Origin of the sequence: Nostoc sp. (assembly GCF_036917655.1) — a bacterium.
In the GTDB taxonomy this organism is placed as follows: Bacteria; Cyanobacteriota; Cyanobacteriia; order Cyanobacteriales; family Nostocaceae; genus Nostoc.
Genome location: NZ_JBALCY010000012.1, coordinates 34,400 through 51,434, shown reverse-complemented (window position 1 = coordinate 51,434; position 17,035 = coordinate 34,400). Strand labels below are relative to the sequence as shown.

The window sequence follows — 17,035 nt, the reverse complement described above, 5'->3', positions numbered from 1 at the left end:
TGGTTTGTTATTCACAGTCTACCTGCTCCAAACAAGCATTCAACTTTTCTGCTAATTCTCGGACGTGGGCTTCAATGTGCAGAGTCTGGTGACTCCCCGAAACCTCGATAATTTCAATTCCACCTGCAACCCAATCATTCCAGCCATTGGGTTGCATTGGATCAAACTGATGTCCGAACTGCTGCTCCCGATTCTCTCTAGCCGAGAAATAAACAACTCGCCCCGAATACACCAGTGGAACATGGTTAATGATAATTTGGTAATTAGCCTCCCAAACTTTTAAAATATTTTCAACTTGATTAACACTTAAACTAGAGTTTATTAGTTTTTCTCTTCTATTTTGCTTTCCAGATGATATCCAATGATTCCATGTTTGCATTTTTTGTTCTTGTGTAATCAATGGATTGGGACTATCTATCATAGCCACCAGCAAAACTTGCTGACCCTGCTTTTTTAATTGTTGAGCTATTTCAAAGGCAATATTGCCCCCTATACAACCACCTACTAAGAGATATGGGTCTTCAGGCTGAACGGTTTTAATTTCTTGGATGTAGTGTTTCACCATATCCTCTATGCGAGTATAGGGAGCTTTTTCGCCGTTCAATCCTACTGCTTGGAAGCTATAAAAAGGGCGCTCTGAATCTAGATAACGGACAAATGGGGAAACGGAATCTAGACCACCTATACTATGTACATAAAACAAAGGTGGCTTGTTACCATGAAGATTGATTGGGATGAGCGATGTAAATTCGTCTTTACTGTTTTCCTGAAGGATAAAGTTGGCTAGTTGTTCAATAGTGGGTGCTACTACTAAACTTCCTAAAGGGAGATTTTGACCGAACACCTTTTCTACTTCAGCCAACACAACCGCAGATTTTAGCGAATCTCCCCCTAACTCAAAGAAATTATCATTACTGCTAATTGATGTAATGCCTAAAACCTGTTGCCAAATTTGAACTAACTGGAACTCTACCGAATTATGAGGAATAATTTTCTGCTGGCTTGATACATTTTCCAGAGTCCAAATAGCAATACTATCCAAACTGCGATCAACAAAAGCTTTTCGACAGGCTTGACGCTGAATCTTACCGCTAGAAGTTTTAAAAATGCTTCCTCGTTTGAGCAGCACTACCCCATAAACAGGTAACTCAAAGTGTTCTGCTACAGCATTGCGGATAGCACTCACTACTTCATCAACATTCAGATTTTTACTCTTCTCGCGCTCGACCTCAAACGTTATAACTAATTGTTCGACTCCATCAATTTCTATAGAAAATACTGCCCCATAATTTGGACGCAGAGCCAAATGACTTTTTTCCACCACCCATTCAATATCTTGGGGATAATAGTTTTCTCCCCGAATAATAATCAAATCCTTGAGACGACCCGTAACAAACAATTCCCCATCTTGAATAAATCCTAAATCCCCCGTCCGCAGAAACAGCCCCTCTCCCGTATCTGCGGTAGAAGCTCCAAACGTCTCCTGAGTTGCATCAGGACGCTGCCAGTAACCCCGCGCTACCCCTGCACTCGCTACCCAAATTTCCCCCACCTCATCGGAGGCGCAGCGAGTCAACTTTTCTGGATTCACAATTGTGACTTTAGTATTTCCCAACAGCCGTCCCGAACCAGCCAATTTTTGACCGACTGAAACCTCTAGAATGCGGTTTTGCCTCAATGCTTCCGCAGAAATGGTACAAAAAACCGGAACATCTGTTTTTCTGCTTGTTGTTACTGCCAAAGTAGCTTCAGCGAGTCCGTAACCTGGGGAAAAGGTATGCCGACGAAACCCATAAGGCTCAAAGGTACGACAAAATTGCTCTATCACTTCTGGGTTTATGGGTTCCCCTCCACTTCCGGCTACTTCCCAACTGCTTAAATTCAGGGTCGCACGTTCTTCTTTTGTTGTCCGTTGCAGGCAATAAGCGTAGGCAAAATTAGGGGCTAGGCTGTGGGTGACGCGATAATTGGAAATAACTTTCAGCCATCGCAGTGGCTGTTCAACAAATGCTAGCGGAGACATTAAGTAACAAGGAGTGCCGTTGTAAAGAGGTCGGAGAAGTCCTCCTATTAAACCATAGTTGTGGAAATAAGGTAGCCAAGTGGCGGTGATACTATCGGGACTATACCCATAAACCGATGTGACATCTGCTAAACAGTGCATCAGGTTTTTGTGGTCGAGCATCACTCCCTTGGGAGTGGAAGTGGAACCGGAGGTATATTGCAGGTAAGCTAAGGTATCGCCATTAATTTCTGGTTGTTGCCATTGGGTGGCGAGGTGGGAGGGAATTTTCTCGGTAGCTATCCAAGGAATGGTAGCGAGTTGGGGTATTTTTTGGGCAATTTCTCCCTCTGCTAGATAGTAGTTGAGTAGGAGTGATGCACTGCCGTTGAGTCGGCTGACAAAACTTTTGGCTTGGAATGTTAAATGGTTGCCGTCACGGTTGGCTAACAGACTGGCGGTGGTTAAGATTAATGAAGCACCGGCATCAGATGCGATCGCTTCCAATCTCGGTAAAATGCGTTTCATCCGTGCCGCTTCCGGTGCGGGTGCGGGAATGGCAACCACTCCAGCGTAAAGGCAACCAAAAAAGGCAGCGATCGCTTCTAATCCTTGAGGATAAACCAGCAAGACTCTTTCGCCAATGGAAAGTTGAGATTGTAAGTAAGCGGCGATCGCTCTGGCTTTCTCGTCCAACTGTTGATAAGTTAAACTGGCACTCGGTTTCTGCCCATCTTCTAGAAAAGTGTAGACTATTTTGTCTGGGTGTAGAGAGGCGCGATTATGCAAATTGACGAGAGTGCTATTCTCGTTCTGAGAGGCTAGGCGAGCGCTCATAGGTTGATTTACAGCAGATTTCAAAATTGATGAAGTTTGTAGTTAAGAATCTATAAAATTCCAGGTGGGATTTTTTCTAACAAAACCAAACCATTGTCTTCAAAATCTATCTCTAGATGATATCCTCTTTTTTCTTGAAATTTATGCAATTTTAAGCCAAACAACCAACCGTGACGAACACCTAAAATCGACTCTTGAATGTATTGAAATATCAAATTACAGGGGAGATTATGAGTAAATTTAAGGCGCAAAATTCTTAATAAGCAACGGTAGATAAGAAGCAAGATGAGACGGATAGTAAATATCGGTAAAGGTATTTTTTGATAACCGTGTTTGAAAGCAAAGTAGGTAGTATTTTTAGAGAGGGAATACCAACAGGTGAGATGCCGGCGATCGCGGCGATTATGACTGGGTTGCACATAGTGTTCTACAACCGCATCTATATGATGAACCCTGTAGCCAGCTTCCAGCAAACGCAAACAGATATCCGTTTCTTCTAAAAAATATTCAAAAAACTCATCAAAATAGCCAATTCTGACTAAAGCTTCTCGTTGATATGAAGCATTAGCTCCCATAACACCGCAAAACCATTCAGGGCTGGAGGTATATTTAGTTGTCTCTGTCGCAGAAAGAATTGGTTTAGATTCGCTCAAACAGCTATTAACACCTCTAGAAAACTGTAAAGAAAAATTGGCTTGAGTTTTATCTATAACTGCTCCACCCACACAACCACAAATCGCTCCCTGTTCTCGGTAAATTTGTAAATGTAAATCTATCCAATTATGTGGTGGGATAACATCGTCATCAAGATAGAAAATAATATCTCCTGATGCTGCTTTCAAACCTAAATTTCTAGCTACACTCACATTTCGTTGCTTAGTAAAAATAATTTGATTAATAATATCTTTGTATTCTAACAAAACTAACTCTGTATCATCTTGTGCTGGGCCAACAACTAAAATTAGCTCTTGAAAAGAACCTCGCAAACAATGAACGGCGCTCATCACTTTTGGGAGAAACTTACACCTGTCTACAGTACAAATAATCAAAGATACAGAAGGAGGTAGCATTACAAATAATTTAGTGATAATTTAGTTGAAAATCAGGTGCATAGACACATAATGGCTTGTCGCAAGACATCGCTTCAGGTCTGGATCTCAATTTTTATGTTTTTACAAATTTGATAAACATCTTGAATTTGTTGGCAATCGAATTATGCTCAAATTCCAAGCTACTTTCTGAGTTTTTAGCTTTTATTTATAATCAATGGTATATTTTGTTACTTTTCTTATCAATTAGACAATTCTTTTTTTCTAAGAGATTAGGTCTTTTTTACTACGACTGCAAAAAATTAACAAATGTAAAAAATACCCTTAAAAGGAAGATAGCAGACAGTAGAAGTGTATACTCTAGCAAATATATACTGTGTTAATTAAAAAGTTATTACTACTTAAGGATTTCACATTTTCTAACTTAAAGCAGTATACAAGTGCTTAAAATTACATAAAATACTAACTATCTGAATATTCAATCAAATATATTAATATTATTAATTTCCAAGGAAAACTATTTTAAAATGCGTAAAATTCATCAAGAAATTGAAACAAATGGATATGTAGTTATTGACTTTGTAGATGAAAATCAAGTGCAAGTTCTTCTCAGCTTTTATCAAAAACATTCTCTTCCTAATGATTTATTAGCACCAAGTATGTGTTTTAGCATACACACATCAGATGTTTCGTACCGCCAGCTAGTTAATCAGGAAATAAAAAGCCTGTTTGCTCTAAAATTAACAGCTTTATTTCCTGACTATAAAATATTAGCTGGTAATTTTGCTAGTAAGAAGTCCAATTCATCGTCTAGTATAATGCCTCTACATCAAGACCCATCTTTAGTAGATGAAACATCCCTAAAATCCTTTGGAGTATGGTGTCCTCTAATTGACGTAGACGAGCAAAATGGATGTCTTCAAGTTGTAAAAAAAAGCCATTTACTTAATTCAAACCCCAGACCACTTTTTGTTTTTGACGGCTTTCCCTACAGCCAAGATATCCTGTCACTTTTACAACAAAATTATCTCACCAGCATCCCGATGAAAGCCGGACAAGCACTGGTATATGACAAGAGACTTTTTCACGGTTCGCCACCAAACTCAACGGCTATTGAAAGAGTTGCAGCTGCTTGTAGCCTTGTTCCTGAAAATATTTTGACTCATTTCTGCTATAGAGAAACTCCGACCTCTAGTAAAATAGAGTTATTTGAGGTAGAGGATGAATTCTACGATCGCTATATCGTTGGACAAAAACCAGAAGGCGTGAAAAAATTAGGCACTCTGGATTATAGAGTAGATGCATTAACACCAGAGCTACTTGTAGAAAAACTAAGAACAAACAATTCTAAATTGAAAAATTCTAGTTTGGCAAACTTTGAAATTAACTTTCAGCCTCAATTTTTAGAAAAACTTAACTCATCATCTCAAAAAGTAGCAATCCTCGTTAGCAATGAATTTGAAGGTTTTTCTCATAATGGCGGAATAGGCACTTACTATACAACCTTAAGTCAAAAACTTAAATCTGATGGCTGGTACGTCATATTGCTGCTTTGTCAAACTGAAATTGACTTTCAAGGAGAACCAAGCTTCCCTGATGTAGATTGCGTTTTCTCTACTCACGAAATAAAACAGGTTTTAAATCTTCAACCACTTCATTATCAAATTCTAACTAAGACGCAACAAGATGCAATTAATAATAGCTTTGACTATCAGAGTTTCTGTTGTTTATTCTTTACTCAAGCAGTCATCACTAGTTTACCAGATGCAGTGGTTTATGTAGAATTTCCAGACATTTGGGGATTCGGCTACCGCACAATTCAAGCTAAAAAAACTGGTTTACTGGGTGATAGTTGTCTCATTGGCGTTACTGCTCATGGGTGCTTTGAATGGCTGCGCGAGGTTAATAGTCAATATGCCATACAGCAACCCCAGTGGTTTTGGCAAGCTTACCACTACGAGCAATTTTCCTATGAAAATGCAGACATCGCTTACTTCCCTTCATACTTCCTCAAGTCCAAACTAGAAAGTTATGGTTGGAAAACATCCCCAGCGAAGCATCTACCATACTTTGCACCCACTAGACATCAACATGAAAAAAGTGAGCAGTTCGCAAAGCTAAGTAATCTTAATGTTGATAAAATACCTGTTGTTTTTTTCAGTCGCCTGGAAGAGAGAAAAGGACTTTGCACTTTTGTAGAAGCAATCAAATTACTTAATCTTACTGTAGTTGAGAGAATCCAGCTTATTTTTATCGGAAAAATTATTCCCCTACAATCGTCCCAACTACAACATCTAGATAGTCAGCAGTATATCAAACAACAACTTGATAGAAATGTAACTTATAATTTATTATCAAATTTATCTAGTCAAGAAGCAATTAAGTTTATTTCGGAATTAAATCACCCAATCGTTTGCCTGACAAGCATACAAGAAAACTTTCCCAACACGGGATTAGAAATGGGACAGTTACCCGTCAGTGTAGTGGTTTCAGATACAGGGGGATTTCGAGAGACTTTAAGTTTAATTGAGCGTTCTGACTGCGTGCGTTACTTTCACCCAGGAAATTCCTATTCCCTCGCTCAAACTATAAATGAGGCAATTAATGCTTATCCTGAACACCCATTAATCCCCCAAGAGGAATTTTTAGAACAAGTCAATCAACACCTGCTGAACCAAAGATTAGAATATATGAGTCAAGCTTTTATTAATGGCGCTCCTAAAGAACCTCAAACTCCGAAAATCACAATTGCTATTGTCTGCTGGCATCCAGTTAATACTATATTGGAATGCTTAGAAAGTCTTGCTGTCCAAACCTATAATAATTTTGATATCATCATCGGGTATCGAGAACTAACTGATGAGTATTTAGAAGAAATAATTACTCAAGCTCAAACAAAATTTCCTGATTATAAATATTTAAATTTAGATGCGAACTGGAGTTTGGGAGAAAGTTATAACTACTTAGTTGAGTTAGCAGTAGGAGAATATGTTTTACAGTTAGCTGTGGAACATATTGCCTTACCAGATATGGTAGAAAAGTTAGTGATGGCGGCGATGGCATCTCATGCAGATGTGGTAGTATGTCCCCAAGTTACACTGCCAAAGGATGGAAAACCAGAAGCGATCGCCTTTATTGATGGTTGCTTACTGAATTTGCTAGAGTTTAACCACAACCAAGATATATCTGCGTTATTTTCCCTCAAGCTGCTGCAAGAATTTCGCTACTCCCTAGAGAGAGGATTGCTAGCTCTCAATTGGTACATCTTAGCAGCAGCGATCGCCACTGGGAAAGAAATTGCTTACTACCCCTATCCTCTCTACATCACCAAAAATACTGAGCCAACAATTAATTCTGTAAATTTAGCTAAAGAACGGTATTATCTGCGGCAATATTTATACCAAATCGAGCCGGCAAAATGGAATCAACGCCAGCTTAATTTCTTGCTAACAGGTGTCGAACAACTTCTGCAAGAGCAAAATTCAGGTAAAGTATTTCAATTTACTCATCAAAATAACCAAAATTTATCTCCCCAGTCTCAGGCTTGGATGCTAACTGCACAGCAACTTCAAGATGAACTCACACAAACCCAAGAAACTTTAAAAAACGTGCAAGCATGGAATCAACAACTACAACTTGGAAAAGACTGGCTAGAGGTACAATGGCAGACATGGATGCTGAGGGCGCAAAAAGCGGAGTTTGAGTGGGAACGATGGCAATCTTTTAGCACGATGATGTCTGCGAGTAAGTTTTGGCAACTCCGCAGGGCTTGGTTAAAATTCAAAGGGCTGCTCGGCTCGAAAAAACCCGATCCACTTCAGTTAGCAAATCAAGTTAACTCCGACATTCCTATCCGAAATTTTGTTGCTCTTATGGCTAGCCAAAAAGTGAGATTTTTTCAGCCAGAAGCTTCTGAATCTCCTGTAGTTTCAATTATTTCTGTGTTTGTTAATAACTATGAATATTTTGAAACTACTTACAGAAGTGTGATTAACCAAACTTGGCAAAATTGGGAATGGATTATTGTCAATGATGGCTCGACTAACTCCGATGCAATAGCATTCATTGAGTCATTGTCTCAAAGAACCAACAAAATCAAAGTTATTTCTCATTCTAGCCAACAAGGTGATGCCGCAGGACGCAACACGGCGATCGCTCAAGCCAGAGGCAAATATTTATTTTTTCTCAATTTGGTTGACATTATTGACTCCACATATATCGAAAAAAGCCTTCTGTTCTTAGAAACCCATTCGGAATTTTCCTTTGTTAACTCCTACTCTGCGATTTTTCAAGCACAGGAATACTGGCACAATCATAGCTTTAGCCAACCTGCTTCATTCTGGAATGAAAATCAGTTTACAGGAGGATTGCTGTATCGCAAAGCTGATTTTGAGCAACTAGAGGGATTTGACGCAGACTTAAAGTTATATGCAGATTGGGAACGCTGGCTAAAGGCGATCGCTAATCAACAACAAGGATGGACAATTCCCGAATATTTAGAATGCAATCGCACCATTAACTCTTTGGATCTTGATCCTGGGGAACTAAAGCAAGTAACTGAATTAATCCAGTCTCGCTACCCTGAATTTTTTAGTAGCACCGCAACTCAAAATATTTGTCTCAACCGCCAACCACTTAACCCGCAGCAACTTAAATATAAAATAGCCGTCCAAAACTCCCTCAGCCGTTACAATCCTGGGAAACACGTGCTGTTTTTCTTTTCTTCGGTGTCCAACACCAATATCGGTACATTTCATCTGGACTTAATGACGCTGCTGGAAAAAGAGGGTTATGAAATGGCGATCGCCACAACTTTAAAATCAGAGCATCCCTGGTATGATTCCTTTTATCGTCTAACACCAGACATATTTTATCTACCTAATTTCTTAGATGAAGTTTACTGGTTGGCTTTTATCCGCTACATGATCCAATCTCGTCAAATCGATATTGTTGTAATTTCTCATACAGACATCGCCTATTACTTCCTCCCTCTACTCCGTGCTGAATTTCCTCAAGTTGCTTTTATTGATTGCACCTATACTGGTGAATCCAATTCGCAAAGTGATAATTATTTCACAGTTTCTAGTCAATTTAGTCAGTACCTTGACTGTCAAGTTCTATTCTCTCCAGAGATTACGGCGGTTGAGAAAGATATTAGTGACTCAAATAACTTTAAGTTGAGAGCTTGTTCTAGTAATATTCAGATGGTAAACATTTTTACTGAAGCTATCCAAACTCGTCAAATCCAGATCCAATCAAAAATTGACACTGAGTTAGCAACTGTAACTTTATTACTTGCACTTACAGCAATTTGAGATCAGGCTTTCCACAAAGATCGTAAACTGAAAAGATGTAAAAAAAAGAAGATTATTGAGAAATGCCAGCATATTCCATTGACTTGCGACAGAAGATATTAAGTGCGTGGCAAAACAAAGAAGGTACACAAAGAGACTTAGTGGGACTTAGACAAAAAGTAGCCAGAAAAAGCCATCAAACGTATATACAGAGAGGATTTGACATCGTTTTGACTATTTTCTTGATATATCTAGGTTTCAAGCATTTTTGAGCCTTTGGTGTATTTTTCTTTCCCTGTATGGGTTTAAGGCTTATTTCTGCTTCAAAAATGTTTAAGTCCCATTAGAAAGAGTACTTAAGCTCTGAATCCGCCGTCGATCGTTAATGTATATACGGACACCGTGAGACAGTCCACAGGGTCTACGCGGGCTAACGCCGATCAATAACCATCAACTTCGACGACAGCTTTGGTAAAGACCTGCGGAGCTTCTTGAGGCAGATTGTGACCGATGCCCTTAATGATTCGATGCGAGCGTTTACCAGAGAATTTCTTGGCATAAGATGTTCCATCCGAGGCTGGCGCAACGCCATCGGAATCACCATCAAGGGTGATCGTAGGCACTGCGATCACCGGGCCTTCAGCAAGTCGCTTTTCCAGATCGTCGTATTGTGGATCGCCTTCAGCCAGACTCAGCCGCCAGCGGTAATTATGGATTACAATGCTGACGAAATCCGGGTTGTCGAAGGACGCTGCGGTGCGATCGAACGTGGCATCATCGAAGTCCCATTTCGGGGAATTGAACGTCCAGATGAGCTTTGCAAGATCGCGCCGATTTGCATCGAGTCCGGCTCGGCCCCGCTCGGTGGCAAAATAATATTGGTACCACCATCCCCATTCAGCTTTCGGCGGCAACGGCAGTTTGTTACGTTCAAGGTTGTTGATCAGATACCCATTCACGGAGACCATAGCTTTGCAGCGCTCCGGCCAGAGCGCCGCGATGATGTTGGCTGTCCGCGCTCCCCAATCATAACCAGCGAGGATTGCCCGCTCGATCTTGAGGGCATCCATTAAAGCGATGATATCGAGAGCGATCGCTGACTGCTGACCATTCCGGAACGTTTCGCTTGAAAGAAAGCGCGTCGTGCCATGACCTCGCAGATGCGGCACAATCACCCTGTAGCCCGCTGCTGCCAGCGAAGGCGCAACATCGACGAAGCTGTGAATATCGTAGGGCCAGCCGTGCAGAAGAATGACCGCAGAACCATCGGCGGAACCAGCTTCAGCGTATCCAACATTCAGGACACCCGCATTGATCAGCTTCAGTGAGCCGAATGACGTGTTTGTCCCCGGCTTAATCGGGGGTAGATCTGCCGATTTTATCTTGCTGGATTGTGCGATCGCAGAACCGAACATGCCAAGCTGGGCGGCAGCAATGGTCATAGCCGCAGTGCCCAAAAAGCGGCGGCGATGATGGTTGATTGCATCGGACATTTATCTTTCCTCAATTCGATTTAAGTTCCATGTATCTGCGATGTGTCCCTGCTTCTCTATCTCTCTTTGATCAGCGCATTGATAAACCGACTACCGCACTGAGGGCGAGTGCCAGAATGAGCAAAAATCCTTGAACTTTTTTCTTTGTTAAAAACATCGCTGTGATATTCTCTGTAATGGTTTGTCGAATTGCTTGCCATACGAGCGATCGCGCCCTCGTAAATGTCACTGTTTTTATGTCACGTCAGCCGCGATCAAAACAATGGTCGAATTACTTTTTTGTATAGTGTCAAATTAAATCACAGGGGACAAAATCGTGTCATCAAAAAAGTCTGATTGCTGCACACTTTCAATGATTGAGATCGATGAAATTTACACGTCCTTTGTACACAAAACCTGGTGTGTACAGAGAGGATAAGTTTGCGAGACATTCATCGTCAAACCTCAGCAAAAGACTCGGACTTGAGCAGGGTTATTGATGCTTTCACAGCAGAATCCAGGAATGTCGCAACCTGCTGTTGTCGGGTTTGGGCATTGGGATTCTCAGTGAATTGAGAAGCTCGTAGCACAGCCCCAACCCAGTGTTGGGTATGCCAAAAAGCCTGACCCTCAAGGGTAGGAAGATTTGCTGTGTCTGGATACGGAGAAGGAGACACATACCAGTAAGGTTCTTGATAGCTAGTGTCTCCAGGCGATAATCCAACCCCAACTGTTGATGGATTCCCATTTTTGGAGCCAGGAAGTGTAATTACAGTTGCTATATCAAAATTATGGGGCCAAATGTAAATTGCTGAAGCATTCTCGTTAGTTGTAACAATTGTCTGAAGTAGCCGATGTGCACTGATATAATAATCTGTTAATTCACGCAATGCCAACTCTTGACTAGCATCAAAAAAAGCTCCATGAGCAAGGGGATGATCGGGAAAGTCATCAGGTGGATAGTTTGAAAGTACAATTTTGCTGGCATCTGCACCGAGTTTAGAAATCTCTTGCTGGAGCCAATCCAGTCCTTCTAGCATTGTCTTTCCGTGTAATGGCAAAGATGCAATCGTATTATTCTCATGATCTATCAAAATTAATGTGAGGCTGACTGGCTTGAGTGCTATTTGAAAGGGCTGGACCGCTTGAATAGTCGATCCAACAAACGCTTCTAAAACCGGATTCCATACCATGCTGGTGTGGCTGTCGTCTGGTAGAGGCTCTACCAATGCCGCGCCCGTTATGGCAATATATTGAACGGCATAGTGTAATTGCAGTCTGCTTTGGGTCAATTCTTGAGGGTTGATTTTTCCTGTTATTGTCTCTGGTGTTGTCATAGTCATGTCCATTGGCTAAAAAAAGAGGATTTGTAAGGAAGGGAGGGGTAAAGTAGGCAGCTATTAATCTTTGAGATGGGGTAAAACACCTCTCACGAAAACTTCGCTCGTCAATATCATGGTTTTGAATTTGCCAAGCGAATTCCAGTAAACTGGCAGCAGGCATCAGTTGGGAAAAAGTTACTGTAACTGGCGCGTATGTGGCTTTGAGGCGAGACGATAGCGGGCTGCGGCATGTACTTGATTGAAATTTGGGATCATGGTCTGACGAGCAGCATCGAAGGTTTTCCACTGGTCTGCATCGGGCAACGATGGGATGGTGACGGTCTCGCGGCGATCGAAGCCAACAAGGGCGGCATCCACCAATTCATCAACTTCCATAAGAGGCGGTAGCGCATTCATATCCCAACCTGAGCGCTCCCAGACTTCCGTCCGTGTTGATGCCGGTAGCACAGCCTGAACATACACACCTTTGGGGCCAAGCTCGAGATGGAGACCCTGGCTGAGGAAGAGGACGAAGGCTTTAGTTGCGCCATAGACTGTCAAACCGAATTCCGGTGCTAGCCCGACTACCGAACTGATGTTGATAATCGCGCCGTCGCCCGCTTTGACGAACCGCGAGGCAACAGCGTTGGCAAGCCGCGTCAGCGCTGTGATGTTGAGGCTAATAATTTTAGCCACCTCGTCCGGGCTTTGATCTATGAAACTGCTGGCAACACTGGCACCAGCGTTGTTGATCAGAATACCAATGCGCGTGTCGGCACGTAGCCGCTCCTCCACCTGGGCGAGTTCACCAGCATCCGTGAGATCCGCCTGAAGGACGTCAACCGCCACCCCGGTTTCCCGGCGCAGTCGTTCGGCTAGAGCTTCCATTCGGGTGAGGTCACGGGCTACCAGCACGAGATCGTGACCGCGCTTCGCGAAGCGATCGGCATAGACAGCACCGATTCCACTAGATGCTCCAGTAACGAGTACGATCTTATTGGCTAGTTGGTTCATGGTATTGCTCCTTTGTGAAGTGTACAAATGTTTCGTAGTGAATAAATCGTTTAGAGACACCTTGTTTGTTCCAACCGTCTCCTTTCCTTTCAGGCAGCGAACCTTCAATGCTTGGGTATCGGCTTCAAGTTAGCTTGGGGATTTAGTAAGCAGAATAGCCGGATAAGGCCAAATCGTGGTCGGTACTAGTGGATACTGGCAGCCATGCTTCGATTTCCTGTATGACTAGCACTAATGGCGAGTAGCAAAAGGAGCGAAAAGCCTTGAACGTTTTGTTCCATTTCGCCCTTAAGCGATTGATGTCCCTTACCGTCCGGGAGCACGCATCTTTACCTCTTGGAGCAGCCAACCATTGCCGTCCGGATCACTGAACGAGGCAAACGAAGCATAGTCGTGACGTTCCGGATCTGGGCCAGGTACTCGTCCCTCGTACCCGACGTGGTGGAATATTCCCCCCACGTCGTGGAACACCTCACTTACCTCGATGCCGCGGCCAACGAGTTCGGCGCGGGCTGTCTCAATGTCAAAAACGACGAGGTGCAGACCCTGCAATGATCCCGGTACGGCCGACGTGATCCCGTTGCCGATGATGAACGAGCACTCCGAGCCAGGAGGCGTCAGCTGCACTACCCGGAAGTCCTCACCGGTTACGAAGTCGGCATCCAGCCGCCACCCCAAAGACTCATAGAAGCCCTTAGCCCGATTGACATCGGAGACGGGCAATATTAAGACCTCGAGTTTCATACTTTTATTGTCCACGTTAATGCTGCTCATTTTGTTGTTATCCGTTAGGTTGGCGTTAGCTTGGTGAGCTTGATGCCCACATTGGTTACACTTCAGTTTTCAGCAATCGCTCAATTCCATAATTGAGATGATCTACAATTTCAAACAGCTGCTCTGATAGTCGTTCGCTCAAAGTGTTTTCCAGGAGGTTGCGACCAATTTGCAGATGAACCACTTGTTTGTGTGACTCATCGATTAGGGCATAAACAGCTTGCTGCACGCGATCGTGCAAAAACTTATATTCTTGAACTAACAGGTTTAAAATGGTTTGGGCACCTGCTTTGATTAAACTTGTCGCAGATTGTTTGAGGTCGGGTTGCGACCAATTGATGAATGACATATCATGATTCACCCAACCGATGGAGATTAACGGATATCGGGGTTGTAATTGCGATCGCACAGCAAGTACTTGTCCGTCAATCACACCCGTCAACAGTCCTTTTACTTTGTCGGGTCTACCATGAACGGTGAGTATAATGCCTATTCGAGACGCAAAAAAGCCACTTGCCAAGGTTTGAGTCAGGGTTTCCTCAAGTTGATGCACCATCAAATCAACATAAGCAGATTCAGTTGCAAATGATGGAATGTATCGAACTAATTTAAATGGAGAGTATTGAGGATTATTCTGAGTGACCCCAAAATTGTACAAATCTTCAAGGGCGAGAATTTTACCAGCCAAGGGATATAACCAATCGGGAATCGGCACAAACTGAGATGCGATATATTTACTTGCAGCTTGATTGTAACGACTCAGATCACGGCAAGATTGGACTTCACCATAACCTGCAAGCAAAACTGCAACGCGATCTGCCAAATCGTCTCTTGGAGAAGCAATGAAAGGTGTCGCTTGAGATTGATGATTAATCATTGGATTGTTCGGTTGAATCTTGAATAGAGTTATTGACCAATAAGAACCAACTTCAAATATGTGGAATATGGCGACTCACCCAATCAGCGTTTTCGCGCAGTATATGCAGAATACTTCCGTGAACAACCGTTTCCAGATGTAGTCGCTCCTTTAAAGGAGAAAAGTAGTGAAGTTTCGGGTCGCTAGATGATTTCTGTACCTCTTCGACTACATAGCGGTTAGGGACATGACTGAGAATGTGGGCAATTAGCTTTTGCCGCAACTCATGAATTGAAAAGGCTAATTGATAAGGATGTTCAGGATACTCATCCAAGACATTCTCAATTTCTTGAATGACGATTGGCAATGTTAAATTAATCAATGTATGCGACATTATTGTTGTTTGATATATATAAATGTTCACTTTCAAGCCTAGATTCATTTGGTGACTGTACAGTCTGTTATCAAAAAGCTTTCCAGATGTTTCTAATTGGCCTTATTGTAAAACAGTGTAACAACCAGATGTTTGAAATCGAGTATATGCAACAGTTTCATTGGTGATTGACTTGTATAAGTCGATAGACTATGACATAAAACGTATTCAAGATTATTTTTGCAATATCACTCTCTTTGAGGAATTAACTAACACAGCTATCGCCATTCCCTGTCCTTAAATTTCTGTAGAAGGGAAAATATTTAGTTTTTGAAGCCCGTTTCGCACATATTTTGCTCAAAGGGCTTTTTCGATAATAACCCAAGTTGCTAGTACAGCACGGCGGAAATTAAGTATCCATTAAACAGCCAAAACCTTGCCCTTATAAGTCCATTTAAATGGTTTTGCCATAGTGCGATTAAAGTAGTCGATAAAATCAAGGATGCGCGTTTTAAGATTATCAATGCTTGAAAAGCTTGCACGCTTGAGCAACTTACGCATTAGGATACTAAACCAAATCTCAATTTGATTGAGCCCTTCGGGTTCGCCAGTTGCTTCAAGTCGGGGAACCCGCCAAACGCACTGGCTTACCAAGAAAAATGTTTTGGGGTGTAATGGAAAACAATCTTATGTGTTGGGTCGCTCAAAAATACTGCTCGTGTGTGCATTGATTTGAGAATACCGCTTTTGCCTTTGATGCCAAGGTCGATATTTAACCCTTCTTTTTGTGCAACCAGATGAACCAAGGAAACAGAAAGATGGGTGTTGAGACAATCCATAATTAAATTCCATTTTTTGGCATCAGGATCACTCTCAACCACTTGACGGATATTTTGGGCAAAGTCTTCTTCAGTTCTGGTATCTCCACAAGTTGGATGGATAATTTGGCCAGTGACGACATTGAAATTGGCGATTAATGCTTGTGTTCCATGACAGATATATTCAAATTCTTGTCGTTTAACTTTTCCCGGTCGTAATGGTAAGTCTTGATGTAAACGCTCAATTGCTTGAATACCAGTCATTTCATCAATACACACCGTTCGTTCTCCTCTTGACTCACGTTCTATCGCAGTTATGTATAAATCAGTAATATTACGAACTTTAGGCTCAAATTCTTCATCAAGGGGAGGGTGTCAACCAGTAACGGTTCTGGTGTGGCTTAATTTGGGCTTCCTCTATATAGTCGTCCGACATGACGTGGAGATATTCTTTCTACCAAAAGAAAGTTTTACCATTTAATCTTTAGGTAAAATCATCTTTTAAAGTGTACCCTTCACTCTCGGTGTAGCATTACCCAACCAGTTGTTGGGAGATACCAGAAATGGCAATGCAGAAGGACAAGCAACCGATCAGGTAAACAGAACAGCAACTACGCTCTATTGCAGAGTGGGTGACATTCAGCGTTACCTCACTTATCCTATAGCAATCCTAAATCATTCGTGAGAGAGAAAATCGCTGAAAGGCTTTAAAATACGTACTTTTAATTTCAGTATTTTCTCACGTTTCAATTCGGATTGCTATAGCAATCATTGTGAGTCTGGTAGGATACACTTGGCTGAACGAAAAGAATCAACCTCCCATGCTTTCTGTTACCAAAAAAGAAACAATTCGGGAAATTGATGTTGAAGTCGTGAACACCGGAGGAGATACAGCCGAGTCAGTTCAAATTATGGCTGAGTTACTGATTAACGGCAAAGTTACAGAAATAGGAGAGCAACAGATCGACTTTTTATCTAGTGGGGAAAGGGAAGAAGGCGTATTTATATTTAGCCATAACCCGCGCCAAGTTAAGTTAAATCTACGTGTTAGTAGCTATAAATTGCCATAGTGAAGCATTTAAAATCGCAGATAAACGCGGACTAACACAACTGATTGTCGGGTGGGCGAGATGCCATTGCTGTCAACTTAACCTGAAAGTCATTCTATAACTAGCTTTGAGAGATTGTCTCGTCAAGAGTCTCAGACTGGAATGGCACTAAGAA

The 17,035-nt window shown here is 42.0% G+C and carries 11 protein-coding genes and 1 pseudogene; 2 read left to right on the top strand and 10 right to left on the bottom strand.

Annotated elements, in window-relative coordinates; genetic code table 11:
• Positions 1-7: 7 nt before the first annotated feature.
• The gene (locus tag V7K30_RS07300; protein ID WP_334998446.1) at positions 8-2,839 is read right to left on the bottom strand and encodes an AMP-binding protein; all 2,832 of its coding nucleotides are present in this window, start codon (positions 2,837-2,839) and stop codon (positions 8-10) included.
• Between the two features lie 50 nt (positions 2,840-2,889).
• Positions 2,890-3,909 carry a glycosyltransferase family 2 protein gene (locus V7K30_RS07295; protein ID WP_334998445.1) on the bottom strand — a complete coding sequence of 340 codons (1,020 nt, stop codon included), beginning with the start codon at positions 3,907-3,909 and terminating at the stop codon, positions 2,890-2,892.
• A 506-nt stretch (positions 3,910-4,415) separates the two neighbouring features.
• On the opposite strand from V7K30_RS07295, the gene V7K30_RS07290 reads away from it, so the two are divergent.
• Positions 4,416-9,203, top strand: coding sequence for a glycosyltransferase (locus V7K30_RS07290; protein ID WP_334998444.1), 4,788 nt, complete (start codon positions 4,416-4,418; stop codon positions 9,201-9,203).
• 419 nt (positions 9,204-9,622) lie between these two features.
• Here the strand turns inward: V7K30_RS07290 and V7K30_RS07285 are convergent, their stop codons facing one another.
• The 8 genes and pseudogenes from V7K30_RS07285 to V7K30_RS07250 form a co-directional block, all read right to left on the bottom strand.
• Positions 9,623-10,675, bottom strand: a complete 1,053-nt coding sequence (locus V7K30_RS07285; RefSeq protein ID WP_334998443.1) for an alpha/beta fold hydrolase — start codon at positions 10,673-10,675, stop codon at positions 9,623-9,625.
• 70 nt (positions 10,676-10,745) lie between these two features.
• Complete coding sequence (locus V7K30_RS07280) at positions 10,746-10,904, bottom strand: hypothetical protein (RefSeq protein WP_334998442.1); 159 nt, start codon at positions 10,902-10,904, stop codon at positions 10,746-10,748.
• A gap of 208 nt (positions 10,905-11,112) precedes the next feature.
• Positions 11,113-11,997, bottom strand: coding sequence for a hypothetical protein (locus V7K30_RS07275; RefSeq protein ID WP_334998441.1), 885 nt, complete (start codon positions 11,995-11,997; stop codon positions 11,113-11,115).
• 174 nt (positions 11,998-12,171) lie between these two features.
• Positions 12,172-12,990, bottom strand: a complete 819-nt coding sequence (locus V7K30_RS07270; RefSeq protein WP_334998440.1) for an SDR family NAD(P)-dependent oxidoreductase — start codon at positions 12,988-12,990, stop codon at positions 12,172-12,174.
• Positions 12,991-13,296: 306 nt separating this feature from the next.
• The gene (locus V7K30_RS07265; protein WP_334998439.1) at positions 13,297-13,764 is read right to left on the bottom strand and encodes a VOC family protein; all 468 of its coding nucleotides are present in this window, start codon (positions 13,762-13,764) and stop codon (positions 13,297-13,299) included.
• Between the two features lie 79 nt (positions 13,765-13,843).
• Positions 13,844-14,032: pseudogene (locus tag V7K30_RS34190) on the bottom strand (hypothetical protein); the annotation flags it as partial.
• Between the two features lie 661 nt (positions 14,033-14,693).
• Complete coding sequence (locus V7K30_RS07255; protein ID WP_334998437.1) at positions 14,694-15,014, bottom strand: hypothetical protein; 321 nt, start codon at positions 15,012-15,014, stop codon at positions 14,694-14,696.
• A gap of 626 nt (positions 15,015-15,640) precedes the next feature.
• Positions 15,641-16,090 carry a transposase gene (locus V7K30_RS07250; RefSeq protein WP_334998436.1) on the bottom strand — a complete coding sequence of 150 codons (450 nt, stop codon included), beginning with the start codon at positions 16,088-16,090 and terminating at the stop codon, positions 15,641-15,643.
• A 446-nt stretch (positions 16,091-16,536) separates the two neighbouring features.
• Here V7K30_RS07250 and V7K30_RS07240 point away from each other — a divergent pair, with 446 nt between their 5' ends.
• Positions 16,537-16,881: a TIGR02588 family protein gene (locus V7K30_RS07240; protein WP_442941049.1), complete on the top strand. Its 345-nt coding sequence runs from the start codon at positions 16,537-16,539 to the stop codon at positions 16,879-16,881.
• Positions 16,882-17,035: the final 154 nt, after the last annotated feature.

Bases quoted from the DNA above. Each gene is read 5' to 3' on its own strand.
- V7K30_RS07300 (WP_334998446.1), bottom strand. From the start codon at position 2,839: ATGAGCGCTCGCCTAGCCTCTCAGAACGAGAATAGCACTCTCGTCAAT.
- V7K30_RS07295 (WP_334998445.1), bottom strand. From the start codon at position 3,909: ATGCTACCTCCTTCTGTATCTTTGATTATTTGTACTGTAGACAGGTGT.
- V7K30_RS07290 (WP_334998444.1), top strand. From the start codon at position 4,416: ATGCGTAAAATTCATCAAGAAATTGAAACAAATGGATATGTAGTTATT.
- V7K30_RS07285 (WP_334998443.1), bottom strand. From the start codon at position 10,675: ATGTCCGATGCAATCAACCATCATCGCCGCCGCTTTTTGGGCACTGCG.
- V7K30_RS07275 (WP_334998441.1), bottom strand. From the start codon at position 11,997: ATGACTATGACAACACCAGAGACAATAACAGGAAAAATCAACCCTCAA.
- V7K30_RS07270 (WP_334998440.1), bottom strand. From the start codon at position 12,990: ATGAACCAACTAGCCAATAAGATCGTACTCGTTACTGGAGCATCTAGT.
- V7K30_RS07265 (WP_334998439.1), bottom strand. From the start codon at position 13,764: ATGAGCAGCATTAACGTGGACAATAAAAGTATGAAACTCGAGGTCTTA.
- V7K30_RS07255 (WP_334998437.1), bottom strand. From the start codon at position 15,014: ATGTCGCATACATTGATTAATTTAACATTGCCAATCGTCATTCAAGAA.